General features: G+C 49.2%; 26 protein-coding genes, 1 pseudogene and 1 riboswitch. Of the genes and pseudogenes, 7 read left to right on the top strand and 20 right to left on the bottom strand.

Annotated features, from left to right (window positions below; genetic code table 11):
* Positions 1 to 8: 8 nt before the first annotated feature.
* The 7 genes from EDC33_RS02430 to EDC33_RS02455 all read right to left on the bottom strand — a co-directional run bounded on the left by EDC33_RS02430 (position 9) and on the right by EDC33_RS02455 (position 5,247).
* Complete coding sequence (locus EDC33_RS02430; protein WP_124010066.1) at positions 9 to 1,388, bottom strand: sensor histidine kinase; 1,380 nt, start codon at positions 1,386 to 1,388, stop codon at positions 9 to 11.
* The gene (locus tag EDC33_RS02435; protein WP_124010067.1) at positions 1,388 to 2,065 is read right to left on the bottom strand and encodes a response regulator transcription factor; all 678 of its coding nucleotides are present in this window, start codon (positions 2,063 to 2,065) and stop codon (positions 1,388 to 1,390) included. The genes EDC33_RS02430 and EDC33_RS02435 overlap by 1 nt, the downstream gene beginning before the upstream one ends.
* A gap of 119 nt (positions 2,066 to 2,184) precedes the next feature.
* Entirely contained in the window at positions 2,185 to 2,328 is a 144-nt protein-coding gene (locus EDC33_RS12610) for a hypothetical protein (RefSeq protein ID WP_170156342.1), read from the bottom strand.
* Positions 2,321 to 3,214: a DMT family transporter gene (locus EDC33_RS02440; protein ID WP_124010068.1), complete on the bottom strand. Its 894-nt coding sequence runs from the start codon at positions 3,212 to 3,214 to the stop codon at positions 2,321 to 2,323. The genes EDC33_RS12610 and EDC33_RS02440 overlap by 8 nt, the downstream gene beginning before the upstream one ends.
* A gap of 131 nt (positions 3,215 to 3,345) precedes the next feature.
* Complete coding sequence (locus tag EDC33_RS02445) at positions 3,346 to 3,627, bottom strand: hypothetical protein (RefSeq protein WP_124010069.1); 282 nt, start codon at positions 3,625 to 3,627, stop codon at positions 3,346 to 3,348.
* Between the two features lie 64 nt (positions 3,628 to 3,691).
* Positions 3,692 to 4,135 carry a GNAT family N-acetyltransferase gene (locus tag EDC33_RS02450; RefSeq protein ID WP_094905650.1) on the bottom strand — a complete coding sequence of 148 codons (444 nt, stop codon included), beginning with the start codon at positions 4,133 to 4,135 and terminating at the stop codon, positions 3,692 to 3,694.
* Between the two features lie 98 nt (positions 4,136 to 4,233).
* Positions 4,234 to 5,247, bottom strand: a complete 1,014-nt coding sequence (locus EDC33_RS02455) for a S66 family peptidase (protein ID WP_124010070.1) — start codon at positions 5,245 to 5,247, stop codon at positions 4,234 to 4,236.
* A gap of 128 nt (positions 5,248 to 5,375) precedes the next feature.
* Between EDC33_RS02455 and EDC33_RS02460 the strand changes: the two genes are divergently transcribed.
* The 3 genes from EDC33_RS02460 to EDC33_RS02470 all read left to right on the top strand — a co-directional run bounded on the left by EDC33_RS02460 (position 5,376) and on the right by EDC33_RS02470 (position 8,319).
* Positions 5,376 to 5,720 (top strand): ASCH domain-containing protein, encoded by a 345-nt coding sequence (locus tag EDC33_RS02460; protein WP_124010071.1) that lies wholly within the window; start codon positions 5,376 to 5,378, stop codon positions 5,718 to 5,720.
* Positions 5,721 to 5,749: 29 nt separating this feature from the next.
* Positions 5,750 to 7,015 (top strand): S41 family peptidase, encoded by a 1,266-nt coding sequence (locus EDC33_RS02465; protein ID WP_170156343.1) that lies wholly within the window; start codon positions 5,750 to 5,752, stop codon positions 7,013 to 7,015.
* Positions 7,016 to 7,128: 113 nt separating this feature from the next.
* Positions 7,129 to 8,319, top strand: coding sequence for a cation:proton antiporter (locus tag EDC33_RS02470; protein WP_124010073.1), 1,191 nt, complete (start codon positions 7,129 to 7,131; stop codon positions 8,317 to 8,319).
* Between the two features lie 57 nt (positions 8,320 to 8,376).
* On the opposite strand, the gene EDC33_RS02475 is transcribed toward EDC33_RS02470, so the two are convergent.
* The 5 genes from EDC33_RS02475 to tenA form a co-directional block, all read right to left on the bottom strand.
* The gene (locus tag EDC33_RS02475) at positions 8,377 to 8,688 is read right to left on the bottom strand and encodes a CHY zinc finger protein (RefSeq protein WP_124010074.1); all 312 of its coding nucleotides are present in this window, start codon (positions 8,686 to 8,688) and stop codon (positions 8,377 to 8,379) included.
* A gap of 75 nt (positions 8,689 to 8,763) precedes the next feature.
* The gene (gene thiE, locus EDC33_RS02480) at positions 8,764 to 9,387 is read right to left on the bottom strand and encodes a thiamine phosphate synthase (protein WP_124010075.1); all 624 of its coding nucleotides are present in this window, start codon (positions 9,385 to 9,387) and stop codon (positions 8,764 to 8,766) included.
* Positions 9,387 to 10,172: a hydroxyethylthiazole kinase gene (thiM, locus tag EDC33_RS02485; RefSeq protein ID WP_040104588.1), complete on the bottom strand. Its 786-nt coding sequence runs from the start codon at positions 10,170 to 10,172 to the stop codon at positions 9,387 to 9,389. The genes thiE and thiM overlap by 1 nt, the downstream gene beginning before the upstream one ends.
* Positions 10,165 to 10,971: a bifunctional hydroxymethylpyrimidine kinase/phosphomethylpyrimidine kinase gene (gene thiD / locus EDC33_RS02490; protein WP_124010076.1), complete on the bottom strand. Its 807-nt coding sequence runs from the start codon at positions 10,969 to 10,971 to the stop codon at positions 10,165 to 10,167. The genes thiM and thiD overlap by 8 nt, the downstream gene beginning before the upstream one ends.
* Positions 10,964 to 11,647, bottom strand: a complete 684-nt coding sequence (gene tenA / locus EDC33_RS02495; protein WP_124010077.1) for a thiaminase II — start codon at positions 11,645 to 11,647, stop codon at positions 10,964 to 10,966. Before tenA ends, thiD begins: the two co-directional genes overlap by 8 nt.
* Before the next feature lie 71 nt (positions 11,648 to 11,718).
* Positions 11,719 to 11,818: riboswitch (TPP riboswitch) on the bottom strand.
* 221 nt (positions 11,819 to 12,039) lie between these two features.
* On the opposite strand from tenA, the gene chrA reads away from it, so the two are divergent.
* Entirely contained in the window at positions 12,040 to 13,194 is a 1,155-nt protein-coding gene (chrA, locus tag EDC33_RS02500) for a chromate efflux transporter (protein WP_124010635.1), read from the top strand.
* An 86-nt stretch (positions 13,195 to 13,280) separates the two neighbouring features.
* Complete coding sequence (locus EDC33_RS02505) at positions 13,281 to 13,520, top strand: hypothetical protein (RefSeq protein WP_094905660.1); 240 nt, start codon at positions 13,281 to 13,283, stop codon at positions 13,518 to 13,520.
* Positions 13,521 to 13,606: 86 nt separating this feature from the next.
* Here the strand turns inward: EDC33_RS02505 and EDC33_RS02510 are convergent, their stop codons facing one another.
* Positions 13,607 to 15,313 carry an ABC-ATPase domain-containing protein gene (locus EDC33_RS02510; protein WP_124010078.1) on the bottom strand — a complete coding sequence of 569 codons (1,707 nt, stop codon included), beginning with the start codon at positions 15,311 to 15,313 and terminating at the stop codon, positions 13,607 to 13,609.
* 137 nt (positions 15,314 to 15,450) lie between these two features.
* Here EDC33_RS02510 and EDC33_RS02515 point away from each other — a divergent pair, with 137 nt between their 5' ends.
* Positions 15,451 to 16,533: an AI-2E family transporter gene (locus EDC33_RS02515; protein WP_124010079.1), complete on the top strand. Its 1,083-nt coding sequence runs from the start codon at positions 15,451 to 15,453 to the stop codon at positions 16,531 to 16,533.
* A gap of 57 nt (positions 16,534 to 16,590) precedes the next feature.
* Here EDC33_RS02515 and EDC33_RS02520 read toward each other — a convergent pair whose 3' ends face one another.
* Both EDC33_RS02520 and EDC33_RS02525 read right to left on the bottom strand, forming a co-directional pair.
* A complete protein-coding gene (locus tag EDC33_RS02520; protein ID WP_124010080.1) occupies positions 16,591 to 17,622 on the bottom strand; it encodes a threonine aldolase family protein in 1,032 nt (343 codons plus the stop codon).
* Between the two features lie 141 nt (positions 17,623 to 17,763).
* Positions 17,764 to 19,824, bottom strand: a pseudogene (locus EDC33_RS02525) (copper-translocating P-type ATPase).
* Positions 19,825 to 20,015: 191 nt separating this feature from the next.
* On the opposite strand from EDC33_RS02525, the gene EDC33_RS02530 reads away from it, so the two are divergent.
* On the top strand, positions 20,016 to 20,207 hold the full coding sequence (locus EDC33_RS02530; RefSeq protein ID WP_040104580.1) for a hypothetical protein: 192 nt from the start codon (positions 20,016 to 20,018) through the stop codon (positions 20,205 to 20,207).
* A 53-nt stretch (positions 20,208 to 20,260) separates the two neighbouring features.
* On the opposite strand, the gene EDC33_RS02535 is transcribed toward EDC33_RS02530, so the two are convergent.
* From EDC33_RS02535 to floA, 5 genes are all read right to left on the bottom strand, one after another.
* Positions 20,261 to 22,132: a PTS fructose transporter subunit IIABC gene (locus tag EDC33_RS02535; RefSeq protein ID WP_124010081.1), complete on the bottom strand. Its 1,872-nt coding sequence runs from the start codon at positions 22,130 to 22,132 to the stop codon at positions 20,261 to 20,263.
* The gene (pfkB, locus tag EDC33_RS02540; protein ID WP_040104578.1) at positions 22,132 to 23,046 is read right to left on the bottom strand and encodes a 1-phosphofructokinase; all 915 of its coding nucleotides are present in this window, start codon (positions 23,044 to 23,046) and stop codon (positions 22,132 to 22,134) included. The genes EDC33_RS02535 and pfkB overlap by 1 nt, the downstream gene beginning before the upstream one ends.
* On the bottom strand, positions 23,046 to 23,813 hold the full coding sequence (locus tag EDC33_RS02545; RefSeq protein WP_229716651.1) for a DeoR/GlpR family DNA-binding transcription regulator: 768 nt from the start codon (positions 23,811 to 23,813) through the stop codon (positions 23,046 to 23,048). The genes pfkB and EDC33_RS02545 overlap by 1 nt, the downstream gene beginning before the upstream one ends.
* 92 nt (positions 23,814 to 23,905) lie before the next feature.
* Positions 23,906 to 24,574: a hypothetical protein gene (locus tag EDC33_RS02550; RefSeq protein ID WP_124010082.1), complete on the bottom strand. Its 669-nt coding sequence runs from the start codon at positions 24,572 to 24,574 to the stop codon at positions 23,906 to 23,908.
* Positions 24,575 to 24,585: 11 nt separating this feature from the next.
* Positions 24,586 to 25,563, bottom strand: coding sequence for a flotillin-like protein FloA (floA, locus tag EDC33_RS02555; protein WP_031549028.1), 978 nt, complete (start codon positions 25,561 to 25,563; stop codon positions 24,586 to 24,588).
* Positions 25,564 to 25,583 lie beyond the last annotated feature (20 nt).

Here is a 25,583-nt window from a genome sequence, read left to right on the forward strand (position 1 = left end):
GGATTATTTTATTTTTTTGGGAGCACAACCCGGAATACGGTGCCATGACCATTTGATTGGACACTGATCGTTCCATTATGCAGTTGGACAACTTTCTGCACAATCGAGAGGCCGAGGCCCGATCCTTGTACCTTCCCGGATCTTGAGGAATCTTCCCGGTAGAACCGTTCAAAGATGTGCTGCTTTGCTTCTTCTCCCATCCCGATGCCAGTATCCCTGAAGCTGACCTCTATATCATCCTCATGCTCAATCAGCTCTATCCCGACTTCACCAAACTCGCTGTTATATTTGATTGCGTTGGAAAGCAGGTTGTCCCATACCGCCTCGAGCAATGTTTCATCCCCTGCAATGACGACGTCCTGGATATCATGGGAAAGCATCAGATTGCCTTCATCAATCCTCCATTCATAGCGATGGATCAACCGGCGCAGCTGACTGCCGACATCGTATATCTTCTTTTTCAAAAGATGATCTTCATGATCCAGAGATGACAGCAGCAGCAGCTGGTTCGTCATTGCACTGATGCGGTTGGATTCGCCATTGATGATCGAGAGATATTCCTGTGCTTTTCCATCGCTGTCCAGTTCATTCCGAAGCAGTGCACTGTACCCTTTTATATTGGATAGCGGGGAATTTATATCATGGGTTATGTTGGAAATGAAATCTTTGCGCATATTTTCAGTCTGCCTGATTCTTTCTGCCATCTGCGCAAAGCTCTTCGTCAGTTCCCCCAGCTCATCCTTCCGCTTCGTTCCAAGTCCGCCGATATCGTAGCTGCCCTTGGACAGTGCCTTTGTAGCCGCGCTCAGGCGAGTTACGGGGCGCACCATATATTTGGTCCCAATAAGCACGAAAATGATGCTCAAAACGATTGTGAGAAGGAAAAGCCAGCCGAACAGGAGGTGCATTTCATTGAAGAGCTTCTCTATATCCGGCCGCATGAACAGTGCGTATTTTTTCCCTTCATATTCCAAAGGTATACCGATGGTATTTCTGAGTTCGTTGGCAAAGAAACCGGTGACGAACGTTTCCCTCGGGAATTCCTGCATGCCATGATGGATATTTCCATCCAGCACGTTTTCAACGACATGATTCGGAAGCGCATCTTCTCTGAATTCCGAGCCGTAGAATGTCCCATCACCCGAATCATCAGCCAAGTACAGCTGGTAACCGACAGCCGCCATATTCTCAAGGTATTCATTGATGGACACTTCAGGATTACCCTCGATGAAGGTCGCCATCTCCTTGGCAATCTGCGTATTCTTCTCATCATTTTCCGGCTTCAAGTACTGCTGGTAATACGTGTTCGAAATGAAGAATGCAGTCAGAAAGCTGAGCATCATGATGCCTATTGTCGTTGCAGCAAAAGTGGAATATAAGGAGCGCATCACTCATCCACCTCCAGGGAATATCCGACTCCCCTGACCGTATGGATGCTGACTGGCACCGATAGTTGTCTGAAACGTTCCCTCAATCTTTTGATATGCACATCCACTGTCCGATTATCCCCTTCAAAATCCAGACCCCAGATGTCTTCGATCAACTGTTCGCGTGTAAAGACACGTCCGGGGTTCTTACCAAGCAAATACAGGAGCTCAAATTCCTTAAGGGGCAGCTTCACTGTCTTGGAACCGATCTTGACTGAATAGTTTTGCTGATAAAGCAGGACATTGCCGAGCCTGACCGGGGCCTCTTCCTTCACTGCACCATACCGGCGGAGCAGGGCCTTTATCCTGAAGATCAGTTCCTTTGCTTCAAAAGGCTTGACCAGGTAATCATCCGTACCAGCCGTGTAGGCCAATTCCTTATCTTCAATCTGACCTTTTGCTGTAAGGATGATGATGGGGATATTGTATATGTCGCGAATCTCCTTCGTCAGGGATATGCCATCCATATAGGGCATCATTACATCCACAACCGCTATGTCACATGGGTGCTCCTTTATCTTTTTCAATGCATCTCTGCCGTCTGTCGATTCGACTGTCGTATATCCCTCTTCTTCAAGCACCAGCCGAATAAACTCCCGTATGTTCTTATCATCATCCACAATCAAAACGCGTGCCATACTTTCAATCCTTTCACAAAGCATTCTAGTCCAAGTCCTTAAAATCATTTTCATCCACTCTATCATCATTGTATGAACCGGATATGAACAGGTGAATGATGCTTTATGATACGTTAAGATTATAGGAAAGCCATACTTAATGCCATAACATCGAATTCAGGAGGTTCATGATGGAAAACAAGCGCCTGCTTTTTATATTCATATTGGGATTGATTATCGGCATCATCCTGTTCACTTTTTTCGGTAATCCTTTCTTTAATCATATCCTAGCCCATCATCTATAGATCTGCGTTTCCGTTGGCTCATCAGGAAGAAATAGACGCCGAAGAGGACGATTATGCCGCCGGTAATCTGGTAGATGCCAAGATATTCCGACAACAGGAAAAATGCCAGGATGGATGCCCCGACGGGCTCGAGCAGCATGGCCATCGAAACTGTGGTCGGACTCACCTCATTCAACAGGTAGTTGAATATGACATGCGCGATGGTGGGGAAAATCGCAAGCAGTACGAACAGAAGCCATTCTCTTGGTGGATACCCGGTCAAGTCGATTTGGGTGACGATGTTGTATATCAATAGAAATCCCCCGGCAATGCTGAACACGATGAAGCTGTAGACCCAGTGTGTAAGGTTCCGGACTGAATTTTGCCCAATCATAAAATAGCATACAACCGCTACAGCGCCCAGGAATGAAAGGATATTCCCCGTGATTGCACTTAAGTCCGTAAAACTGAAATCCCCCCAGCTGATGAGGACGACACCGAAAAATGAAATGAACACTGAAAAAGCAACCCTGCCACTCACTTTTTCCCTATATACAAGATAAGCCCCCACCATTGCAATAATTGGCTGCAAGGCAAGAATGACCGTTGAACTCGCCACGGATGTAAGCTTGAGTGACTCAAACCAGAATCCGAAATGCATTGCGAGGAACAGCCCTGCAATAACCAGGGCGACCCACTCCCTGCGTGTGGGTTTCATCAATTCCCGCCTGTACTTATAGACGATTGGAGCCAGCAGAATGCTTGCAAACACCATCCTGTACATGCTGATGATGCTTGCCGGTGCTTCAGACAGCTTTACAAAAATCGCAGCAAATGCGATGCAGATGACAGAAATGGAGAGTAGAATGACCACTGTTTTCCTCATTACCAAGCTTCTTTCCATGATATATATTTTCTTTCGATGATGATTTCTTTTTAATGGACCCTTTGCATATTGCCTCATGTCCAGTTTAATTCCTGATATTTTGCTGCCAAAAACAATAAAAGAGTCCTTCGCTAACCAATCAATCTGTCGAAAGCTGAACCAACACCTGTCTGCCAGAAGTATAGAAACACCAACATGACTAAAAACCAGGATATTCTCCAAGTTTTATTGGAGCGTGCAAATTGAATGAGGTAAAAAACACTCCAGATTACAAACGAAAGCGCTATTGGCACCAACTGTGAAACCCCCATTCCACCCTCCCCGATACCATAGGCAAGTAGGACCAGAAGGTTGAATGATAACAATAGAAGCAAAATAATAATGTTGTATACATGAAATGCTTTCTTGCTCAATTGTATCCCTCCCAACAAATGACATGCCCACTACATTCCATAGTCACTCCAGGAATAGAAGTGTTTACAGTTTATAATGCAAAACATATTCGTTGTTCTCCTCATCAAATGAATGGGAATAGAAACCGATGGATTTGAGTAATTTGCCCATCACTTCATTTCCTTTAACATAATCTGCCACCAGTATGTCATACTCGCCCGACTTTCCAGCCATATCAATCGCTTTTTGAATCGACCGCTTCCCATACCCCCGTTTCTGATACCTTTTGTCTATCATCATCCGCCAGATCATAAACTCCCGTTTCTCAGCATCGATATCAATCAAGATAAATCCGACCACTTCATCCTGGTCTTGTATAGCGTATGGGATCACATCGTCATCATTTCTGTACAAGTAGGATTCCGCTAGAGATTTTACATTCGGGGCGACAAAACCGGCCTGATCCTCACTAACTTCCATATTAATGACCTTCCAGAAATTATCCTCGTTTATCTCCATAAATTCCATAAACCCTTCCTCCTTCTCCTCTAGGCTGGAACTGCTTGAACCTTATATGAATCATATGTCTGTTTTGGAAGACGACAATATTGTACCGGGGTTCTACTCTACCTGAAAGTCTGTGAGACCACGCCGTTGCCTGCCTTCACTTCCACTTCTGCATATGCGCCATTTATAAAGGTGATCTGTGGGGGCATATGCCCGCAATCTATATCGTAGACAATGGGGACGCCCAATTCTTCAGAAAGTTCCTGGTATACATCCTGGACTGTATAATCTTCAACGGGAATGTCTGATGAGCTTCTCCCGAACATAATCGCTGATGCGTCCTTGAACCACCCTGCAAGTTTCATATGGACCAGTGTCCTTCTGAGTTCGACAACGGACATCTCGCAGTTTTCCAGATACCAGAGGATCGGTTCATCCGGGATATATTCTTTCCTGAAGCTATGGATATCTCCAAATGAAGTGCCGATCAGATGACGAATGGCGTCCATACATCCCCCCAACAGCCGGCCTTCGAGCTTTTCTTCATGACCTGAAACGGTCTTCCAATACGTCTCTTCAGTCAGATTGAATATGTGGGGTGTAGGATTATCAAAGTCCCAGTCCTCCTGGTATCTTTCTGATGAATATTGAATGACGGTGTCTCCTTCTTTATTGGATAAAACAGATTTCCACATTCGTGTCGTTTCATCCGACTCCTCTCCTCTCAGATCGATGAGGTTGGTTCCATGGGCCGTAGCAATTCCCTTATTCAAAGTGATGGCCAGCAGCAGGAGGCTGATATCTGAATAGCCCAGCACCCACTTCTCGCGGATATTTTCAAAGTCTATATATTCCAGCGTTTCAATCAACAGTTCCCCACCCCATGGCGGGAAGATAAGCCCAATCGATTCATCGCGCATCATTTCATTGATCTCCTCTGCCCGTTTTTTGGCAGAAGCGGATTTCGCCTTTTCCTGTGTCCATGCAGTATCACCGGAAACAACCGAATACTCTTCATCCTTTAACTTCTGTATGGCCGACTCCAACAGGTCATGCATCTCTTCTGGTATGCCGGATGATGGTGCTGTTATTCCTACTCCGGCTTTTCCTTCTAAAACTGGATACCTTATCATAATTAGCAGGCTCCTTTCTACAACTTATTTTTTCTAAATTTTTACTTATTGATATGTTACCATATATAGTAATCGAGTCATGGACTTTACAACTTCCAATTAAAATGGTTTCGAATGGAGGACTGATAATGGAGCACAGTATGGGATTGTACGAAGCACCCTTCAATTCAATGAAAGCTGGACGAAAAACAGTAGAAGTCAGGCTGAATGATCCAAAAAGAAGGAAAATTGATATTGGGGAGACCATCAATTTCACGAAGCTCCCCGAAGATGGTGAAACTTTGACCGTAGAAGTGACAGCCCTGCATACCTACCCTACTTTCAAAGATATGTACAGGGATATTCCCGCAAAGGATATGGATGCTGATAACCGGACAATAGAAGAAATGGTTGAGAATACCTATAAAATATACACGCGGCAACAGGAGGCTGAATGGGGCACACTTGCCATCAGCATCAGACTGCTGAAGTGACAATTCAAAAAATCCAAACAGGAGGCACCATGTATACAGAAATCTTTGATGACATCATCTCAATCACACATAATGATTATTCCGGCCATTTGGACAAGAAAGGTTGGGATGAGCCTGAAAAGTATAGGACTTGGATAAAAAGAATGGAAGCTGAAGATGCGCTCGATGCTGTGACATTCCAAGAAATTGTGGAGGATTATCTGCTCGATTTCAAGGACCGCCACATGTACTTCAGAGTGAAGGATAACGGAAAACTAAATACATATCATAATGGCTTCAACACAAGACGCTTTAATGATAAGCTTCATGTCATTGAAGTGACGGATGAGGACCGCCTGGAGACCGGTGATGCCCTTCTATCTTTGGATGGTACACCGATCAGTGTACTTATCGAAAAACATGAAAGGGAACTGTTCGAAACCGTCGCAGAGAGGGAAAACTGGAGGCCGATCATCCAAAGGTATACCAGCTGTGAAGTTGAGTCCAGGGATGGGCCAGTGAAGACGATGGAGTTGAAGCAGTATGCAAATCTGAATCGGAAGCCTGAATTCAAAGTGGATAGACTTAACGATGGTGTACTTTTCATGTCCCTCCCCTCATTCGCTGATGTGAAAACTGTAGAGGCGCTGCTTGAGGAATATCAAGAGCACTTGGAGACTGCGGAAAAACTCATCATCGATGTCAGGGAAAATGGCGGTGGCAGCGATCTGGCATTCAGGAACCTGCTGCCCTACCTCTTTCCTGAAGGAGAGACCTCGATTCCGCTTGAGGATTCAATCCAGGCGTTCAACTGTACCCGGCGAAATGTCGAATTGACTGCAAAGGTGTTTGGTCAGTTCCTTGAAAACATCGATGATGAAACGGTCAAAACGAACTTGAATAAATATGTGGAGGAAATGACGAAGAATGTTGGCCAAGGCTTCAAAATACTCGAGGATGAATCACCTGCCATCAATATTCAGGGAAAAGCTCTCCCTGAAAAGGTCGTCGCCTTGTCTGATGTGAAGTGTGCCAGCGCGTCTGAAGCTTTGATTGAACTCTGCAAGGAATCACCCAAAGCTGCAGTCATCGGCCGGCCGACTGCCGGGGTCAACGACTACTCCAATCTTGTCATCGAAGAGTGGGAAAATCTGTTTGAGTTGTGGTACCCGACTTCAAGGATGGCAGGCATGAATGAAAAGGCTGATGGAGAAGCTGCTTCCATCATCCATCCGGACATTCATATACCATGGACTCCCACGCACATTACCCGAGATGTAGATTTGGAAAAGGCATTAGAGTTTCTGCAGACTTAGGAATCAAGCTTATTTATAAGAGCCGTCGAAGTTGATGTTGGAGACGCCCACAGCGTTTATGTGCGGGGTTAAAGGGAATTGGAAAGTATATCATCTATTCAGGAGGTATTAACTTGACAACTTCACAAGCCATCCTGCTTCTCCTGATCGGCTACATAGTGTTTACAATCGACAAGAAGCAGGATAACTTTCCAGTGCCGGTAATCCTTGTCCTCCTTGGAATCGGTCTGTATTTCATCCCCTACTTCTCATCCGTCGAAGTGACCGAGAAGACCATCTATCATGTTTTCCTGCCGGCCCTACTGTTCACTTCCGCATATCAGTTTCCGGCAGATGGCTTCAAGAAGAATGGCGGCATCATCGCTTTTCTTGCCACTGTCGGCATCATGCTGACGGTGGCTCTGCTGGGCGGCGTGATTTATGCATTGAGCGGCCCGTTCGTCTCCATATCATTCCTTGGTGCCCTGCTGATCGCCTCGATCCTTACACCAACGGACCCTGTATCCGTAGTATCGATCATAAAGTCTGCTGCAGGGGATGAACGTGTGGCAGATGTGGTGGAAGGGGAATCGATGATCAACGATGGTACAAGCATCGTCATATTCAGCGCCCTTGCCGGCATGTTCACCGGCAGCAAGTCTGTCGGTGTACTGTCTTTCCTTGGGGAGTTCCTCCTCGTTTCACTGGGAGGGGTTCTGATTGGCATCCTATTCGGCTGGTTGATGGCCAAGGCCGTCCACTTCACCCACCACAGGCACTACCAGGTCATGCTGAGCATCGTTTTGGCCTACGGGACTTTCAATCTTGCTGAAGCCATCGGTGTATCAGGTGTTCTCGCCACTGTGTTTGCCGGCATCATGCTGTCTTTCGAGTATGGCACTGCAGAAAGGGAAGAGCACTTCCGGGAGTCTTTGGATGGATTTTGGGAAATTGCAGAAATGTCGCTGTTGGCACTCCTTTTCCTGCTGATCGGCATCCAGGCAGCGAAATTCCTCATCTTTGATGGTTGGTTATTTGCTGTAATCATATTCGCACTGTCCCTTTTCATACGCTTCATCGTCATATTGGCCAGCACCCAGATGTTTTCGGAATGGCGCCACCATATCAGCTGGCGGGAATCGACACTCATCTCATGGTCGGGCCTGAAGGGATCCATGTCTGTGTATCTCATATTGAGCATCTATTCCCAAAGCAGTTCGGGAGATGCAGACCTCATCATTTCACTGTCATTTGCAGCAGTCCTCATCTCCCTCATTGTACAGAGCCTTGGTGTCGCCCCATTGTCGAAAAAATTGATAAAATGACAGGATTCATAAAAAGAGCCGCTATCCTTTTTAAGGAAGCGGCTCTTTTTTCTGTGGTCAACCAAAGTAGATATGGTGATGATGTTTGCAGCCTTCATTGAATTTGGAATTGCACTTGAGGCACCTGTCCGTATCCATGTATTCGCTGATGGTGTGTGCCCTGCGGCACACGCCACACAGGATGGCATACGCATCATATTCGTCTGTTCTCCAAGGGATGATGGAATGGTCCTCTTGATCCTCGTGGCATCTGTAGCATGGATAATATTTTCCGCAGCATCTGAACTTGATGGCAATGATGTCTTCATCCGAGTGGTAATGGACGCAGCGTGTCTGTTCATCGATTATAATTCCATATACTTCTGTCATACTGTTCCTCCCGCCAATCCTGATTGCTTTACTCATTTCCCATTATGTCACATAGAGGATAGGAGCTCATCTTCCTCATTCTTCGAGGAATCTGGAAGCGGCAGCTCCGACATCTTCTGCCCATGCGATTGCGGAAATCAGGGATATGCCATCGGCTCCGCTGTCCAGACAGGACTTGTAGTTTGTGTCGTCGATGCCACCGATTGCAACCATCGGCATATCACCGATCAGCCGCCGCATTTCAACCAGACCCTCTACCCCGATTGCTGTGCCTGCATCTGCCTTTGAAGATGTGGTGAAGACAGGGCCTGTACCGATATAGTCGACCTTTTCCAGATTGCTCACTTCAAGTTCGTTCCGATTCCTTACAGATAACCCGATGATCTTGTCATCGAAATAACCAGGGAGGTCGGATACCGCCATGTCATCCTGACCGAGGTGGATACCGTCGGCCTTCACCATTTCTGCCAGTTTCCAGTCGTCATTGACGATGAATGGCACATCGTACTCTTTGCACACCCTTTTAATGTCTGAAGCAAAACGGACCAGTGCATCCCCCTCGAGTGGATGCTGCCCCTTCTCCCTGAGCTGGAACATCGTGGCACCGCCTTCCAGCGCTTCACGTACGGTTTGAACCGCATCACCCTCAGCATCTTCACTGCCGCAGATGAAATAGAGCCTGAGAAGTTCGCGATCCATCATAAACCTCCCACAATGCTGTCTTCAAGCAGAGTATCGTCATTCAGATATAATTCATCGATGAGACCCGCAATGAAGCTTCCCGGTGCCGGTATGGCGCACTTGCCGGCTGCAGCTTCGGCACAAAGATTGTAGTAGCTTACAGCATCCACAACCGCGTTCCTTTCGAAGGTGTCAGAAGTCCCGATGAATGCAGCCGTTATGGCACCGAGCAGACATCCTGATCCTGTAATCTTTCCCTGAAGGCCATGACCGTTCACCATCGTCGTCACACCATGCTCCGTCGCCAGTGCATCCTTCTCTCCAGTGACCAATGCCGGCACGCCATACTTCCGGTAGACAGCTTCGGCTATTTCTGCCGTGTTCGTCTTTTCAACGGAATCCACACCTTTCATGCGGCTTTCCGAACCGGATAGGGCCAGCATCTCACCAGCGTTCCCCTTGATGAGTGCCACTTTATGCCGGGCCAGCAGATCTTCGGTGACATCCACCCTGAAACGCGATGCACCGAAGCCGACCGGATCGAAAACGATGGGCACACCATTGTCATCCGCCGCCTCCATCATCTCATCCATCAGATGGACCTTTGCCCGGTCAGCTGTACCAATGTTGATCAGCAGTGCCGATGCTGCCTTCATCAGGTCCTCCGACTCTGTGATTTCGCCGCTCATGATGGGAGAGGCCCCGATCGCAAGCATCCCATTTGCAGTAAAATTCTTTACCACGTCATTTGTGATGCAGATGACGAGGGGATTCTCTTCTCTCATTCTTTCCAATCTATTCATGCAGTTCTTCCTCCCTGAAACTGAAGTGATTGACCGGCCCATTGCCCTTGCCAATGCCCGGACTGTTTCTGATGGCGGATGTAATATACTTTTTGGCCAGCCGGAAGCTCTCTTCAAGCGTCTTTCCTTTCGCAATTTCTGCCGTCATCACAGCAGAGAATGTACATCCTGTGCCATGGGTGTGCTGCGTTTCTATACGCGGTTCGCTCAATATGACGGTATCATCCCGGGTGAAAAGATAATCCACTGCATCCCCCTGCAGATGTCCGCCCTTGATCGTCACGCTGTGTGCACCGAGTTCCTCAAGGAAGATGCGTCCGACCTTTCTGATATCCGCCTCACCCCTGATTCTATGGCCTGTAATCTTTTCGGCCTCATGGATGTTGGGCGTTACGGTCATGGACTTCGGAACCAGTGTGCTCCTCAGGAATTCGATGGTTTCCTCCTCCATCAGCGCATCACCGCTCGTGGCGATCATGACCGGGTCGATGACGAAGGGAATTTTGAAGTCCGCCACCATATTCGCAAGCACGACCATCATATCCACTGTTGCGACCATCCCACTTTTCATCGCGTGGGGCACCTCGTCACTCATTATGCTTTCAAGCTGTTTTTCCAGAAAGTCTGCAGGCACATTGAATACATCCTGTACGCCGGTGGTGTTCTGGGCGGTCAGGGAGGTCACCGCCGCCATACCGTATACTCCCCTCGAATGAAAGGTCTTGCTGTCGGCCAGCACCCCCGCACCGCCGGTGGGATCGGTTCCCGCGACAGTTAGGGCAATGGGGATTCTAGACATGGATACCCACCTCCATCCAGCGTTCCTTCGTGGCTGCCATATTGAAGAAGCGTCTTTCATGTTCTGTGCTTTCCATGAAATTCCTTTTGATCTGCCTCAGATCATCTTCCGACATCTTTTCGGCTTCGTTATCGATGATCGTCTGCATCACATCCAGCGTGTCATCCATATCCCTGGCATAAAATTCAAACCAGCCACGGTAGGGATGATCGGCTTCAAATGTATGACGTGCCATCACCTTCTCTGCAAGCCTTCTGTATACATATGGACATGGGACCATCGCGCTTAAGGTGAACGCGATATTCTCCCTTGTAAGTGCATTGAAGTACATATGTTTGATGTAGTGGTCGGCAGACGGATACCATACACCTTCGTCTGTGATCTCTTCATATGTCATACCGACTGACTGTGACAATACGGCATGCGCTTCGCTTTCCCCTTCAAGCAGGAATTCCATCTGTCCCAGAAGGTATTCTCCAGTCTCCCTGGAATTCGTTTTGGCAATCAGCATGGCATAAAGTTTCGCGAACTCCTTCAAGTAGAGTGAATCCGCCTTCAAATAATGGATGATTGCATCCGCCTCAATGTTTTCATGTATCAGTCCCTGGATGAAAGTGTCATTATAGATCGCCTCGATGATGGGTTCCGCTTCATTCCTCAATTCTTCAGTCAGCATATGATCTCTCCTCTTATAGTATAAAAACCCGTTTCCAGCGTGGGAAACGGGTTCAGTATGTAGACAGTGTATGCCGTACCAAACCACTTCCCTACGCTGGTATTAGCCAGATCAGGTCCAAGGGATCGGCCGGGTGGCCGTCTCAGCAAAAAAGCACCCCTAGTGGTGTTTCTATTCAGTTGACTCCAATGGTAGAGAATACTTTATAAATTGTCAAATAAATCACTGCCAACTGAATAAGTGTCATTTCTGTAAATGTTATTGAACCCTGGTGTAATCCGCGCTAGCTTATTGATGGCGGCATTGCGCAAAGCAATGCGTTGTTACACCATAAAAACGATCAGGATGGTGCATGGTTGCAGGAAGATACAGGCAGCAGAATAAAAACGCTGATGGAAATATTGGTTGTTTCCACAAGACTCGGCCTGACCTCTTTCGGGGGGCCGATTGCGCATTTGGGCTATTTCCATGAAGAATACGTACGGAGGAGGAAATGGATGGATGAGGCGGCCTATGCCGACCTGGTGGCCCTCTGCCAGTTCCTCCCTGGGCCTGCAAGCAGTCAGGTCGGCATCGGAATCGGTGTCGTCCGCGGTGGACTGATCGGGGGGCTGGTCTCCTTCCTCGGCTTCACCCTCCCCTCTGTAATCGCACTCATACTGTTTGCACTTATGCTCAATACTTATGGCTTCGAAGATGCAGGATGGATCGATGGAATGAAGGTTGTTGCAGTGGTCGTCGTGGCCCATGCGATCATCGGCATGGCACAGAAACTGACGCCTGATCTCGAGCGCAGGACCATCGCCCTGGGTGCGCTCGTCATCACTTTATTATGGCAGACCGTCTTTACGCAGGTAGGCGTCATTCTGCTTGCGGGGATAATCGGATTCATCCTTTACCGCAATCACTCGACAGATGACGGTGATACCGTTCACTTTCCTATTTCAAAGCGTGTGGGGTACGTATGCCTCTCCCTCTTTTTTGTACTGCTCGTTCTGCTTCCGGTCCTTCGTGAAGCGACCTCGAATCAGTGGATGGCAATGCTCGACAGCTTCTATCGTTCAGGTGCGCTCGTTTTCGGAGGCGGCCATGTCGTGCTGCCGCTTCTGGAACGGGAGTTCGTGCCCACAGGCTGGATGACGGCACAGGAATTCCTTGCAGGCTATGGTCCAGCGCAGGCCGTACCCGGTCCGCTGTTCACCTTCGCCGCCTACCTCGGCACCATAATCAGTGGGTGGCAGGGAGGACTGTTTGCGGTGTTTGCAATCTTCCTGCCGGCATTCCTGCTCATACTGGGAAGTCTGCCATTCTGGAATATGCTGCGCAGCAATCCAAACATAAAAGGTGCACTGACGGGCATCAATGCTGCGGTCGTCGGCATATTGATCTCAGCCCTATACAACCCGATATGGACGAGCAGCATCAACCAGACGGCCGACTTTGTTCTTGCCGCCATACTTTTCAGCATGCTTGTCCACTGGAAACTCCCGCCATGGGTGGTTGTATTGGCGGGTGCCGCAGGTGGCACGCTGATTGCCGTTCTATAGAGGATATAGGATGGTGTTTAACTGCATGTCAAAAATGGTAGAACAAACTGTATCATCATAATCTTTGCGCAAAGGAGTGCATGATCATGACAGAGCAGAATAAAGATCAGCAGGAACAGATGCGGCAGGAAGCCGAACAGAAGGCTGAAGAAGGCAAGAGCCAAAAGGAACAGATGAAGGAGAAGGCCCAGGCCAAGCAGCAGGATTTCAGGGACGAGAAGTCGAAAGTACAGGCGAAACAGGATGAAACGCAAGGGAAGATCAATGATGCAGCAGACCAGGTCGAACAGGAAAAAGGCGACAACCAGTTCAACCAGTATAAGTAGCACATGCTTCCTGCAGCTGTGTATTAAATGAACATGCAAATAATGAAGCGGCATCCCCAAAATTTGGAGATGCCGCTTTTTTTGTCCTAGCTTCTGCTGCTCTTCACCTTCAAGCCGCGGTAACGGTTGATGGCCGCGCAGAATTCCTGTTTTCTCGGCAGCGCAAGATTCCCCGGATGGCCGGTATAGGGGGAAATGGAATCGAGGCCATTCTTTTCAATATGCGCATAGATGACGTCGGCCGCTTCCGACAGCGTCCGTCTGTCATCCAATACCTCATTCCTGAAATAATCCAGCATGACCGCAATGCAGTTCGTCTGACTGGCATCGACAAGCTGCTCCAGCCCCGACATGTCGATCGGTTCCCTGCCATAGAGGATGCTGGTTCTGCCTTTCGGCTTCAGTCTTCCGTCCTTACCGGATTTGGAGAACCCTGATTTCAATGGAATTCTGGAACTCACCTCGCCGAACTGGTCATCAAAGGGGTTCTCACGCCTATACCCTTCTGTTGCGGCGATTTCCTTGGCAGCATCCGTAACATCCTTCAGCCTGTATTCATCCATCATAAGCACCTGGTCGGCCGCTTCAAAATAGTCGCCTGAGCCGCCGACAATCAGGATGGTGGACACACCTTTGTCATCATAAAGCGGCTTCACTTTGCTCGAGAATGGTGTAATCGACTCCTTCTCCGGTGCAATCAGCTTCTGCATCCTTGCATCCCGGATCATGAAGTTCGTCGCTGATGTATCCTCATCAATGAGCAGGAGGGACGACCCATATTCCAGCGCCTCCATGACATTTGCCGCCTGGGAGGTGCTTCCGCTGGCATTTTCGGTCGAGAACGCCCCTGTATCCTTTTTGGCGGGCAGGTTGTTGATGAAGGTACTGATGTTCACCTTCTCTATATTCCGTCCATCTTCCGCCCGTATCTTCGAAGCATCGGGCCGGGTGATGACCATCTCACGCCCATCCCCCGGTATGTGGTGATATACCCCGCGTTCCAATGCCTGGAGCAGGGTCGACTTACCATGATACCCGCCGCCGACGATCAGGGTGATTCCTTCAGGGATGCCCATCCCGGTCACTTTCCGGCCGCTCGGCAGGGCAATTTCAATTTCAAACCGCTCCGGACTTGCAAATGGTACGGCACCCTCCATCGGTCTGTCCGAGACGCCGCTTTTCCGGGGGAGGATGGAATCATTCGCCACAAATGCGACCAGGTTCCTGCGTGCCAATTCCTCCTGCACATATGTCTGATCGACCATGAGTGTCGTTTGCTCCTTGAGCGCCTCCTGGTCCAGATTCCTATACAGCAGAGCCTTCTCGGCCACCTTTGGGAGTATGTCCATGAAGATGTGTGCAGCGGCCTTCCCGAGTATCTTTCTGCCTGCTGCAGGCATCCCGACTTCAAAGCGCACTTCCAGTTCCTTTTCCCCGATCATTACGGAAGTACGTTCCAGAATCTCCTGGCCGCACCTGTCGATCTGGATGCTGGCCCTGCCCTTAGAGGCCTTCTTTTCAGCTTGTATCTGATCTGCGAATGCCCGTGTCAAAAAGTCGGATGCTGCGGTGACCTTGGTTTTGCCATCCAGCAGGTCATCAGGGATGCCGGCTGTGTCCCTATCCATGATGATACGCATCTTGGATGGCGGTGCATATGGATCGGACTGGATATTGTCCACGGCAAGTCTGAACCGCTCAAAGCGGTATGTGCCCTTCAAACGTTTGTATGCTCCGTATTTCTGCCCATCCAGGCTTTTCAGCAACGCTTCAAACTGCTTGGAATCCTTCATTCAAATTCTCCTTTGGCTCATGTGTTTCATTGATTATACCCTTCCCTGATTTTAGCAATTCAACCGGACGAAGTATAGCCATTGTGAAATACGATGCCGCGGTCCGGGTATGGAGTATAGAAGAAAGGAGTGTTTGAATGACACATAAAATCTGGTTCCGTACAGCCGTCGCCATTATTTTTTCATTACTGATCATACGCTTGTTCATGGAAGTTCAAGGCATATTTTCTCCGATCGTGGTGGTCGCACAGACCATCTTCCTGCCCCTGCTGCTTGGTGGAGTCCTTTTTTATCTGACAAGACCTATATTGTATTTTCTCGAAGAAAAGGGCTTTCCGAAATGGTCCGCCATCCTGGCTATCTTCATTTTGCTGGGAGTGCTCATTTGGCTGTTTTACATCCTGATTGCACCAATTGTTGCCAGCCAGATCAATTCCTTTGTGAATAATGCGCCCGGAATCATCAGGAGTGCAGAAGAATATGGAAGATCCCTACTGAGCCAGCGTGAGAACCTGCCGGATTCTGTCCGGGAACAGGCCAACAGCATAGCCGGACAATTTTCCGACTGGGCTTCGAATGTCGGCTCGTGGATCGTATCTTTCCTGACTGGTCTGGTTTCTGGGGTGCTTACCCTCATCCTCGTTCCATTCTTCCTGGTGTACATCCTGATCGACCACCAGAAGTTCGCACCGTTTGTCGCCCATTTCTTTACCGGTGAAAGACGGACATGGATCCGCAAAACGCTGCATGATGTGGATGAAACCTTGAAGGCCTATATCGTCGGACAGCTATTCGTCAGTCTGTGTGTTGGGGCCATGCTGCTGATCGGCTATCTGCTCATTGGCCTTGACTATGCCTTCCTTCTTGCGCTCATCGGTGTCGCAACCAATGTCATTCCGTTTTTGGGTCCCTATCTCGCTGTGATTCCAGCATTGATAATCGCTCTTGTTCAGGATCCGATCATGACTTTGTATGTGGCGATCATCATGATTGTCGCCCAGCAGATTGAAGGGAATCTGATCACACCGAATATCATGGGCAACGCACTGAATGTTCATCCCCTGACAGTGATCACGATCATACTCGCAGCTGGAAACATTGCCGGCATCTGGGGCATCATACTCGCCGTCCCCTTCTATGCGGTGCTTAAGGTCATCGTGACGAACATCTATGAAAAACGGGAGGAGATTACAAGGACAGCAAGAACAGACTTATACTGATCGGAAAAGTATGAACAATTGACTATAAATAATGCCCATCCTCCGGATGGGCATTATTTATAGCTTCCCTATGTCTGCAATCAATGCTTCTACATCGTTTTCTTTGGTCGACCAGCTGGTACAGAAGCGGATCACTTTCCTGTCTTCATCCAGTTCTTCCCATGGCTGGAAAGCATACTTTCGGCTCAATTCATCAATCTGTTCCGTCGTCAGCACGGGAAACAGCTGATTGGTCGGCGATGGATAATGCATGTGGATCCCTTTGCTTTCAAAGCCTTCCTGGAGGCGTTTTGCCATTTTCAGGGCATGACGTGATATGTCCACATACAGGTCGTCTTGAAACAGCACTTTGAACTGGATGCCGAGCAGCCGCCCCTTTGCCAGCATGCCGCCCTTCTGCTTGATGATATAGCGGAAATCCTCTTTGAGGGCGCTGTTCGATATTACGACTGCCTCCCCGAATAATGCCCCCACCTTTGTGCCACCGATGTAGAAGACGTCACATAACCTGGCCAGGTCGGCCAGGGTGACATCATTGTCTTCAGCGGCAAGTGCATAACCGAGCCTCGCCCCGTCCACCATGAGATGAAGATTATGATCATCACAGACCTTCCGGATCTCCTCCAGTTCCTGCTTGGAATACATGGTCCCCGACTCGGTCGGCTGGGAGATGCAGACCATCTTCGGCTGGGCCATATGCTCACGGATGGGACTGGTCCAGTGTCCAGCCACAAAATCCTGGATCTGCATCGCACTGATCTTCCCATCTTCATTTTCAATCACCAGTACTTTGTGGCCTGTCGCTTCTATCGCTCCGGTTTCATCAGCTGCGATATGTCCGGAATCCGGGGCGATGACCCCCTGATGGGTCCGGAGAGCTGATGAAATGATGGTCAGATTCGCCTGCGTACCGCCGACCATGAAATGTACATCCACATCGTTATCACATAATCTTGTGATCAGCGCCTTCGCCTCATCCGAATAGTGGTCCCTGCCGTAGCCGGGAAGCTGTTCTTCATTCGTCTCTGCAAGCTTTTCCATAATCCTTGGGTGTGCACCTTCAGTATAGTCATTGTCGAATCGGGTCATCCCTATCCCTCTTTTCACATGGTTTGGCCCAAAAGCACCTTCACTTTTATAATAGTGTCATATGGATGCGGCCGTCAATCATGTGCCCCTCGATTTTCTTTCCACAAAAAAGGAGCGCCAGCAGGCGCTCCTTCTTATTCATCATTCAACTTCGAAACGGTGCAGCAGCTGTGCATTGATGGCGACGATGATGGTGCTCAAACTCATCAGGATCGCACCGACAGCAGGACTCAGGATGATGCCCCAGGGGGCAAGTACGCCGGCTGCCAATGGAATCGCGAAGATGTTGTAGCCGGTGGCCCAAATCAGATTCTGGACAAGTTTGTTGTACGTCTTCTTCGACAGGCTGAATATCGCAAGGATATCCTTCGGATTACTGTCGACGAGCACGATATCTGCACTGTCCATGGCGATGTCTGTACCTGCTCCGACAGCAATGCCGACGTCTGCCCTCGTCAATGCGGGAGCATCATTGATACCGTCGCCGGTCATCGCCACGACGAGTCCCCGTTCCTGGATTTCTGCCACCTTGTCCGCCTTCTGATCCGGCAGGACTTCGGCATAGACTTCATCGATCCCAATCTGTTCTGCCACATGGTCTGCCACTTTCCGATTGTCCCCGGTCAGCATGATGGCTTTGATATTTCTTTTATGCAGTTCAGCCACCGTCTCTTTTGCACTTTCCTTTATCTTGTCTGCAAGTGCGATTGCTCCAGACAGCTCCTCATCCACCACGAGGAAGACGACGGTCTTACCCTGGCTTGACCATTCATTGAAACGTGCATCATCAAAGTCGATATCATGTTCAGCAACGTAGCCGGGACTGACTACTTTGACATTCCTGCCTTCAATCTTTCCTTCGATACCGACGCCTGTAATGGAATTGAAATCGGACATTTCATGAAGCTCCAGATTCCTTGCAGAAGCTTCATCCACTATACCTGTCGCAATCGGATGCTCCGAATCATTTTCTACAGTTGCCGCATATGACAAGATTACATCTTCATCCATGCTGCTGAAGGTCTCCATATCAGTGACCCCGAATGCTCCTTCAGTCAATGTGCCTGTCTTATCGAATATCACTGCATTAATATTGCGCGCCTGCTCGAATTGGGGACGGTTGCGTATCAGCAGTCCATGTTTTGCAGAAAGCGCAGTCGAAACTGAAATGACGAGCGGTGCTGCCAGACCAAGAGCGTGCGGACAGGTGATGACCATGACCGTCACCATCCTCTGGATGGCCGTATCCACAGTCGATCCGATGGCGAGCCAGACGATGAAGGTGATGATCCCTGCAGCCAAGGCGATATAGAACAGTCACTTGGCTGCCTTGTTGGTAACATCCTGGGTCCTGGATTTGGTCTTCTGTGAGTCCTTCACCATTTCGATGACCTGATTCAGGTAGGACGCATCCATGAGTTTCTCTATTTCTACAGTGAGTGAGCCTTCCCTGTTGATCGACCCGCCGATCACTTCATCACCTACGGATTTCACTACCGGCACCGACTCCCCGGTCAGCATCGATTCGTCCACCTGTGATTCCCCTTTTATAATCTTTCCGTCCAGAGGCATCTTATCCCCAGGCTTCACCAACACATGGTCCCCTGCTTTGATTTCATCGACACGCACTTCATCTGTAGAACCATCCCCTGAAATGCGGTGTGCCGTATCGGGCATGAGCGAGGCCAGAGACTCCAGGGCTTTGGATGCATTGTTGATTGAGCGCATCTCGATCCAGTGACCGAGGAGCATGATGAGTACGAGTGTGGCGAGTTCCCAGAAGATCTGCTCCCCATCAAAACCGAATACGACGGCGACACTGTAGAAGAAGGCGATGGATATGGCCATGCCGATCAGGGTCATCATACCGGGTTCTCCACCCTTCAATTCATCGACAGCCCCCTTGAGGAACGGCCAGCCGCCATAGAAGTAGACGAAGGTGGACAATGCAGCGAGAATGTAGAGGTCACCTGTGAAACGCCACTCCACTCCCATGAATTCCTGGATCATCGGTGACAGCAGCATGATGGGAACGGTGACTATCAATATGATGAAGAATTTGTTGCGGAACTCCGTCACCATATCTCCATGATGGTCATGCCCCGTGTGGTCGTTATTGCTTTGCTCATGACTGTGGGAACTTTCATGCTCTTCATGACTAGTTCCGTTCTCATGGTGATGTTTTCTACTATCATGTTCCATATAATCACTCCCCATGTTTCATTTCATTTACACTATACCCCTTAGGGGTATTTTTGTAAACAATTTTGCATACCCTGACGAATTGACATGCCGTAGAATGTATAAACAGTGGGTTTTTCAATAAACAAGCTTTATGTTACAGTGGAATGGCAATCACGAATATCGATTATATTCCTATGGAGAGATTTTTTATGAAAAGCAACAGCGCAATACTCTATCTATTGCTTGCTGTAGCACTTGTCATCCTAATCAGCGGCATCTACAACATCGCAGTCAACAACACGGCGAGTGTCGTGCAGATTCTTGCACTGACTGGCCTTGGCGCTCTTATAATAGTAGCGCTTCTGGGTTACACCGTAAGTTACTTCACCACACGAAAATAACTGTATAAAGCCGCAAGAAAGCCCACATGAATCATCATGTGGGCTTTTTCGTGCTATTGTTTGATTGGTTTTTTCAGGAGTCCAAGCATCACTGCAGCTATCAGCGTACCTATAAGGAGTGAAAGCAGGAACATGAGTCTGCCTTCTCCAATGGTCAGTGCAACAAAGAGTCCGCCATGCGGGGCATTGACCGTCGTTGCAAATGCCATTGCAAGGGCGCCTGCTGTTGCAGAACCGACTACCATGGATGGAATGACCCGGAGCGGGTCGGCGGCTGCGAATGGAATGGCCCCTTCGGTGATGAAGGATGCACCCATGATCAGGTTGGTCGGCCCGGAGGACCTCTCCACCTGGGTGAACCTGTTCCTGAACACCATGGTTGCCACAGCAATCGCAAGTGGCGGTACCATCCCGCCGATCATCGCTGCGGTGATCGGTTCCGGGTTGTTCGCAGAAAGCGCTGCGATACCGAAGGCATAGGCAGCCTTGTTGATCGGGCCGCCCATGTCGATGGCCATCATGCCGCCGACGATTGCACCGAGGAGGACGATGTTGCCCCCGCTCATATTGCTGAGCGTCGTATTCATCCAATCATTGAGTGCCGTAGCAGGCGGATCGACGATGTAGTACATGATGATCCCTGTCAGGAACACGCCAAGCAGCGGGTAGAGCAGGACAGGTTTCAATCCATCAAGCACCTGCGGCAGGCCTTCAAGAAGTTTCTTGATGCCGACCATGAGATAGCCTGCGAGAAAACCTGCAATCAGACCACCGAGGAAGCCTGAGCCCATCGTCGATGCCATGAGCCCGCCGATCATGCCTGGAGCGAGACCTGGCCTGTCAGCGATGCTCATTGCGATGAAACCGGCGAGGATTGGAATCATCAGCTGGAAGGCATTGCCACCGATGAAGTTGATCATTTCTGCAAGCGGATTATACTGTGCGTGGTCCGGATCGGCGGAGTGGATGCCGAACATGAAACTGATCGCAATCAGTATACCGCCGGCGACAACGAACGGCAGCATGTTGGAGACACCGTTCATCAGGTGCTTGTAGATGGAAGGCTTGCCCTTGGCACCCTTCTCCCCTTCCATCTGCTTTTTGGACTGTTCTGCACGGTATGGGGCCCTTGATGTATCGAGTGCCTGATTGATCAATTCTTCAGGGCGTTTGATGCCATCCGCAACAGGTGCTTCCACGACATTCCTGCCATCGAAGCGTCCCATCTGGACGTTTGTATCCGCTGCGACGATGATGCCGGCAGCACGGGCGATATCCTCATCCGTCAGTTCGTTTTTCACGCCTGCAGATCCGTTCGTCTCAACTTTGATGTCGTAACCCATTTCCCCTGCCTTCTTCTTCAGTGAGTCAGCTGCCATATAGGTGTGGGCGATCCCTGTCGGACAGGCTGTGACCCCCAGGATGAATGGGCGGTCGGATGGCTCCGAAACAGCATCTTCCGTCGGCTCGGAGTCATCGAAGGCGTCGATCGTATCGATGACTTCGTCTTTTGATGAAGCATTCATCAGCTGGTGTCTTGCATCGTCGTTCATCAGTATGGTGGACAGTTTCGCCAGTGCATCCAGGTGCGTCGTGGCCTGGCCCTCGGGTGCGGCGATCATGAAGAACAGATACGCCGGCTGACCGTCCATGGAGGCGTAGTCGATGCCTGCCTGGCTGCGTCCGAACATGATTGCGGGTTCAAGCACTTCCGCAGTCTGTGCATGGGGAATGGCGATGCCATCCCCTACACCTGTCGTGCTCTGAGATTCCCTCCTGTGGATGGCTTCCTGGAACTTTCCCTTCTCGGAAATCTTCCCTGCTTCATGCAGCCCTTCCACCAGTTCCGTGATGACAGCATCCTTTTCCGATGCACGGACGTTCATATTGATGGTGTCTTTAGTCAAAAGTTCTGTAATTCTCATCATTTCACCTCTTCTATCGTATGGATTTCTATCTTCTCAAGCAGATCTTCAATGTCTCCGCGTGTGGCAAGGTCGTCACTGAAGGCAGTCGCACTGCCGCATGCAATCGCGTATCTGAGCTGTTCGGTGAGAGGATGGCCTTTTCTGCTGATGAATCCTGCTACAGTGGAATCCCCTGCCCCGACCGAATTCTTCAATGTTCCTGCAGGCGACGGAATATAGTACCTATGCTCCGGGTTGATGAATAGCGCACCATCGCTGCCGAGGGTGAGCAGAATGTTCTTTGCTCCAAGATCGAGCAGGCTGGCTGCCGCCTCTATCATCTCAGCTTTGCTCGACGGTTTCCTGCCGGTGATGCCTTCAAGTTCAAACAAGTTCGGTTTGATCAGATATGGACCGTGTTCGAGTGTCGATGTCAGTTTGTCGCCTTCGGCATCGATCGTGAATTCTACCCCTTTGCTCTCAAGGAGGCGGGCCAGATTTGCGTACAAGTCGTCATGCCCCGAAGGAACACTTCCAGCAAATACGACATGATCTTCTGTAGTGAGTTTTGACAGCTGGTCTTTCAGCCTATCGATATCTGAAGTGTCAATCATCGGCCCTGCGGCATTGATTTCCGTCTCTTCACCAGTTTTCAGTTTAATATTTATCCGCGTGTCCCCTGCAACTTTGATGAAGTCATGATGTATACCCTGAGTCTGAAGCGCCTCTTCTATGAAACTTCCTGTAAACCCACCGGCAAAACCGAGTGCCGTCGACGGCACTTCCAGGGCATTCAGAATCCTGGAAACATTAATCCCTTTACCTCCAGCATATTTTGCAGTGTCGCTGGTCCGATTGAGAGCACCGATTTCAAGCGCATCCAGCCGGACGATATAATCCACCGAAGGATTGAATGTGACTGTATATATCATTATTTTTCACCCCCATAAATTTCAGTGCGTGATTTTATCTTTTCCACAAAAGGATGATGCACATCATCGGTGATGATGGATGCGTCCTCTATATCCGCAAACCTGATGAAAGCCGTACGATTGAATTTTGTGCTGTCCACCAATGCATATGCATTCCTGGACTGGCGGATTGCACGACTTTTGATATAGGCCTCTTCCTCTTCAGGAGTGGAAAGGCCATGCATCACATCCGCTGCATTCGCCCCGATGAAACACTTGTCGAACGACAGCCTGCTGATCTTATCGATCACTTCAGGCCCAACGACTGCTTTGGTGACCGGTTTGATCCTGCCGCCAAGTACATGGACCTGATGGCCATTGCGTACCAGCTGTTCAATCAATGTGATTCCATTGGTTACGATAGTAAGATTGTGCTGGGAGATGAATGGCACCATCTCATATGTCGTCGTGCCGGCATCTATGAAGATGATATCGCCGTCTTCAATCAAGCCTGCTGCTTTTTGAGCGATTTTGATTTTTTTGGAAAGGTTTCTTACAGATTTTTCTCCATAATCCTCTTCCCTTTCTATTTGACTTACTGTAGCTCCGCCATGGATGCGTTCAAGCATCCCTTTTTCTTCAAGATACGTCAAATCCCTGCGAATAGTTGGCGCACTGCTTGAAGTGATTTCTACAAGTTCACTGACTGAAGCCATCGTGTTGGCATTCAAATAGTCCATTATCTTCTCATATCTTTGGTTGGTCAGCATTTCATCACCTTCTTCCATTTGAATATACACTTTTTTATAATCATAGTCAATCATAAACACTCAAAAACAATCAATAATGGCAAAAAAAGAAACGCCAGCATATGCTGACGTTATCTTCTGGATCTTGGTTTTCCGATGATTTCTGAAAAGATGACACCATTCACGATATCCTTGCGGCCGAAGGAAAGGGATTCCTTCTGGATTTTAGGCTTCGGTGCCGGTTCCGCCGGCTTCTGCTGCCTGCGGGGGCGTTCTCCTGATGCAACTGTTTCTACCTCATCCTTTTGTCCACGGCCTTGTTGGCGGTTCTTCACTTCTTCACGGGCTCGGTCAGCCCAATCGTAACCTTGTGATGCGCCCCTCGTCTTCTGCCTATAGGGATCCGCCGCCTTTTTGCCTGCATTCGTTTCTTTGGCCTTCTCTTCAAGGCTTCTTCCAAATGACCGCTCGCTCATAGGACGCTGGTTCGATTGACGCTCTGCACGTTGTGTTGCAGGTCGTGATGGACTGGCTTCCTGTGCAGGCTGTCTCGTATTTTTTGGAGTCTGTTCTGTTTCACCGGAAAAGCGACGTTCTATCTCTCCGACCATATCATCAAAAAGTCCTTTTGACTGATTCTCGGAGCCTGATTGTCTTCTTCTGGGAGCAGCTGAACCGGTTGGCCGGTCCATCTTGCTCGGATCAATATTCCGCTCTTCTTTATTGCCTTTATCCTTCTGGCTGGCAATCGCCGTGTAGATGATGCCGCCTATGAAGATAAGCAGAGGGAGTATTTCCATATTATCACAGCCTATTCATCGTCTTGGGTATCACGTGTCGGATCGGTCATCTTGTTGATCGAATCCCTCATGTTCGTATCCGCTTCGACGTTTTTAAGGTTGTAGTAGTCGCTTACGCCGATATTTCCACTTTTGAGTGCCTGGGCAAACGCGAGAGGTACTTCGGACTCGGCCTCTACAACTTTCGCGCGCATTTCCTGAACGCGTGCTTTCATTTCCTGCTCTTGCGCTACGGCCATTGCACGACGTTCTTCGGCTTTCGCCTGGGCAATGTTCTTATCTGCCACAGCCTGTTCAGTCTGAAGATCGGCACCGATGTTCTTGCCGATGTCGACATCGGCGATATCGATCGACAGGATTTCAAATGCGGTACCTGAATCAAGACCCTTCGAGAGGACGGTCTGTGAAATGCTGTCCGGATTCTCGAGTACTGCAGTATGTTTGTTGGAAGAACCGATTGTTGATACGATGCCTTCGCCGACACGGGCAACAATCGTATCTTCACCGGCACCACCGACGAGGCGTTCAATATTCGCACGCACCGTAATGCGCGCTTTCGCCTTGACTTCGATACCATCCATCGCTACACCGGCGATGAAAGGCGTTTCGATGACTTTCGGATTGACGCTCATCTGCACAGCTTCAAGTACGTCACGACCTGCAAGGTCGATTGCCGCACATCTCTCGAAAGTCAGATTTATGTCTGCACGTTGTGCCGCAATCAGTGCATCAACGACACGGTCCACGTTACCCCCTGCAAGGAAGTGGGACTCGAGCTGGTTTGTAGTGACTTTGAGTCCAGCCTTATGCGCCTTGATCATTGGTTCGATTACACGCTTCGGCTTGACCCTTCTCAATCTCATCCCGACAAGGGAGAAGATCCCCACATTCACACCGGCGGCAATGGCTGAAATCCATAGACCGATCGGTACGAAGGACAGGAGGAAGGAAATGACGATGAATGCGATGACAATAAGGAATATTATCATCAGACTTGAACCGGTGATAA

The sequence above is a fragment of the Salinicoccus roseus genome (assembly GCF_003814515.1).
Lineage (GTDB): Bacteria > Bacillota > Bacilli > Staphylococcales > Salinicoccaceae > Salinicoccus > Salinicoccus roseus.

What these genes read in the sequence shown, in the direction of transcription:
- EDC33_RS02430 (WP_124010066.1), bottom strand. Translation starts at nt 1,388, where the DNA reads ATGCGCTCCTTATATTCCACTTTTGCTGCAACGACAATAGGCATCATG.
- EDC33_RS02435 (WP_124010067.1), bottom strand. Translation starts at nt 2,065, where the DNA reads ATGGCACGCGTTTTGATTGTGGATGATGATAAGAACATACGGGAGTTT.
- EDC33_RS12610 (WP_170156342.1), bottom strand. Translation starts at nt 2,328, where the DNA reads ATGATTAAAGAAAGGATTACCGAAAAAAGTGAACAGGATGATGCCGAT.
- EDC33_RS02440 (WP_124010068.1), bottom strand. Translation starts at nt 3,214, where the DNA reads ATGAGGAAAACAGTGGTCATTCTACTCTCCATTTCTGTCATCTGCATC.
- EDC33_RS02450 (WP_094905650.1), bottom strand. Translation starts at nt 4,135, where the DNA reads ATGGAATTTATGGAGATAAACGAGGATAATTTCTGGAAGGTCATTAAT.
- EDC33_RS02455 (WP_124010070.1), bottom strand. Translation starts at nt 5,247, where the DNA reads ATGATAAGGTATCCAGTTTTAGAAGGAAAAGCCGGAGTAGGAATAACA.
- EDC33_RS02460 (WP_124010071.1), top strand. Translation starts at nt 5,376, where the DNA reads ATGGAGCACAGTATGGGATTGTACGAAGCACCCTTCAATTCAATGAAA.
- EDC33_RS02465 (WP_170156343.1), top strand. Translation starts at nt 5,750, where the DNA reads ATGTATACAGAAATCTTTGATGACATCATCTCAATCACACATAATGAT.
- EDC33_RS02475 (WP_124010074.1), bottom strand. Translation starts at nt 8,688, where the DNA reads ATGACAGAAGTATATGGAATTATAATCGATGAACAGACACGCTGCGTC.
- thiE (WP_124010075.1), bottom strand. Translation starts at nt 9,387, where the DNA reads ATGGATCGCGAACTTCTCAGGCTCTATTTCATCTGCGGCAGTGAAGAT.
- thiM (WP_040104588.1), bottom strand. Translation starts at nt 10,172, where the DNA reads ATGAATAGATTGGAAAGAATGAGAGAAGAGAATCCCCTCGTCATCTGC.
- thiD (WP_124010076.1), bottom strand. Translation starts at nt 10,971, where the DNA reads ATGTCTAGAATCCCCATTGCCCTAACTGTCGCGGGAACCGATCCCACC.
- tenA (WP_124010077.1), bottom strand. Translation starts at nt 11,647, where the DNA reads ATGCTGACTGAAGAATTGAGGAATGAAGCGGAACCCATCATCGAGGCG.
- chrA (WP_124010635.1), top strand. Translation starts at nt 12,040, where the DNA reads ATGGAAATATTGGTTGTTTCCACAAGACTCGGCCTGACCTCTTTCGGG.
- EDC33_RS02505 (WP_094905660.1), top strand. Translation starts at nt 13,281, where the DNA reads ATGACAGAGCAGAATAAAGATCAGCAGGAACAGATGCGGCAGGAAGCC.
- EDC33_RS02510 (WP_124010078.1), bottom strand. Translation starts at nt 15,313, where the DNA reads ATGAAGGATTCCAAGCAGTTTGAAGCGTTGCTGAAAAGCCTGGATGGG.
- EDC33_RS02515 (WP_124010079.1), top strand. Translation starts at nt 15,451, where the DNA reads ATGACACATAAAATCTGGTTCCGTACAGCCGTCGCCATTATTTTTTCA.
- EDC33_RS02520 (WP_124010080.1), bottom strand. Translation starts at nt 17,622, where the DNA reads ATGACCCGATTCGACAATGACTATACTGAAGGTGCACACCCAAGGATT.
- EDC33_RS02530 (WP_040104580.1), top strand. Translation starts at nt 20,016, where the DNA reads ATGAAAAGCAACAGCGCAATACTCTATCTATTGCTTGCTGTAGCACTT.
- EDC33_RS02535 (WP_124010081.1), bottom strand. Translation starts at nt 22,132, where the DNA reads ATGAGAATTACAGAACTTTTGACTAAAGACACCATCAATATGAACGTC.
- pfkB (WP_040104578.1), bottom strand. Translation starts at nt 23,046, where the DNA reads ATGATATATACAGTCACATTCAATCCTTCGGTGGATTATATCGTCCGG.
- EDC33_RS02545 (WP_229716651.1), bottom strand. Translation starts at nt 23,813, where the DNA reads ATGGAAGAAGGTGATGAAATGCTGACCAACCAAAGATATGAGAAGATA.
- EDC33_RS02550 (WP_124010082.1), bottom strand. Translation starts at nt 24,574, where the DNA reads ATGGAAATACTCCCTCTGCTTATCTTCATAGGCGGCATCATCTACACG.
- floA (WP_031549028.1), bottom strand. Translation starts at nt 25,563, where the DNA reads ATGATAATATTCCTTATTGTCATCGCATTCATCGTCATTTCCTTCCTC.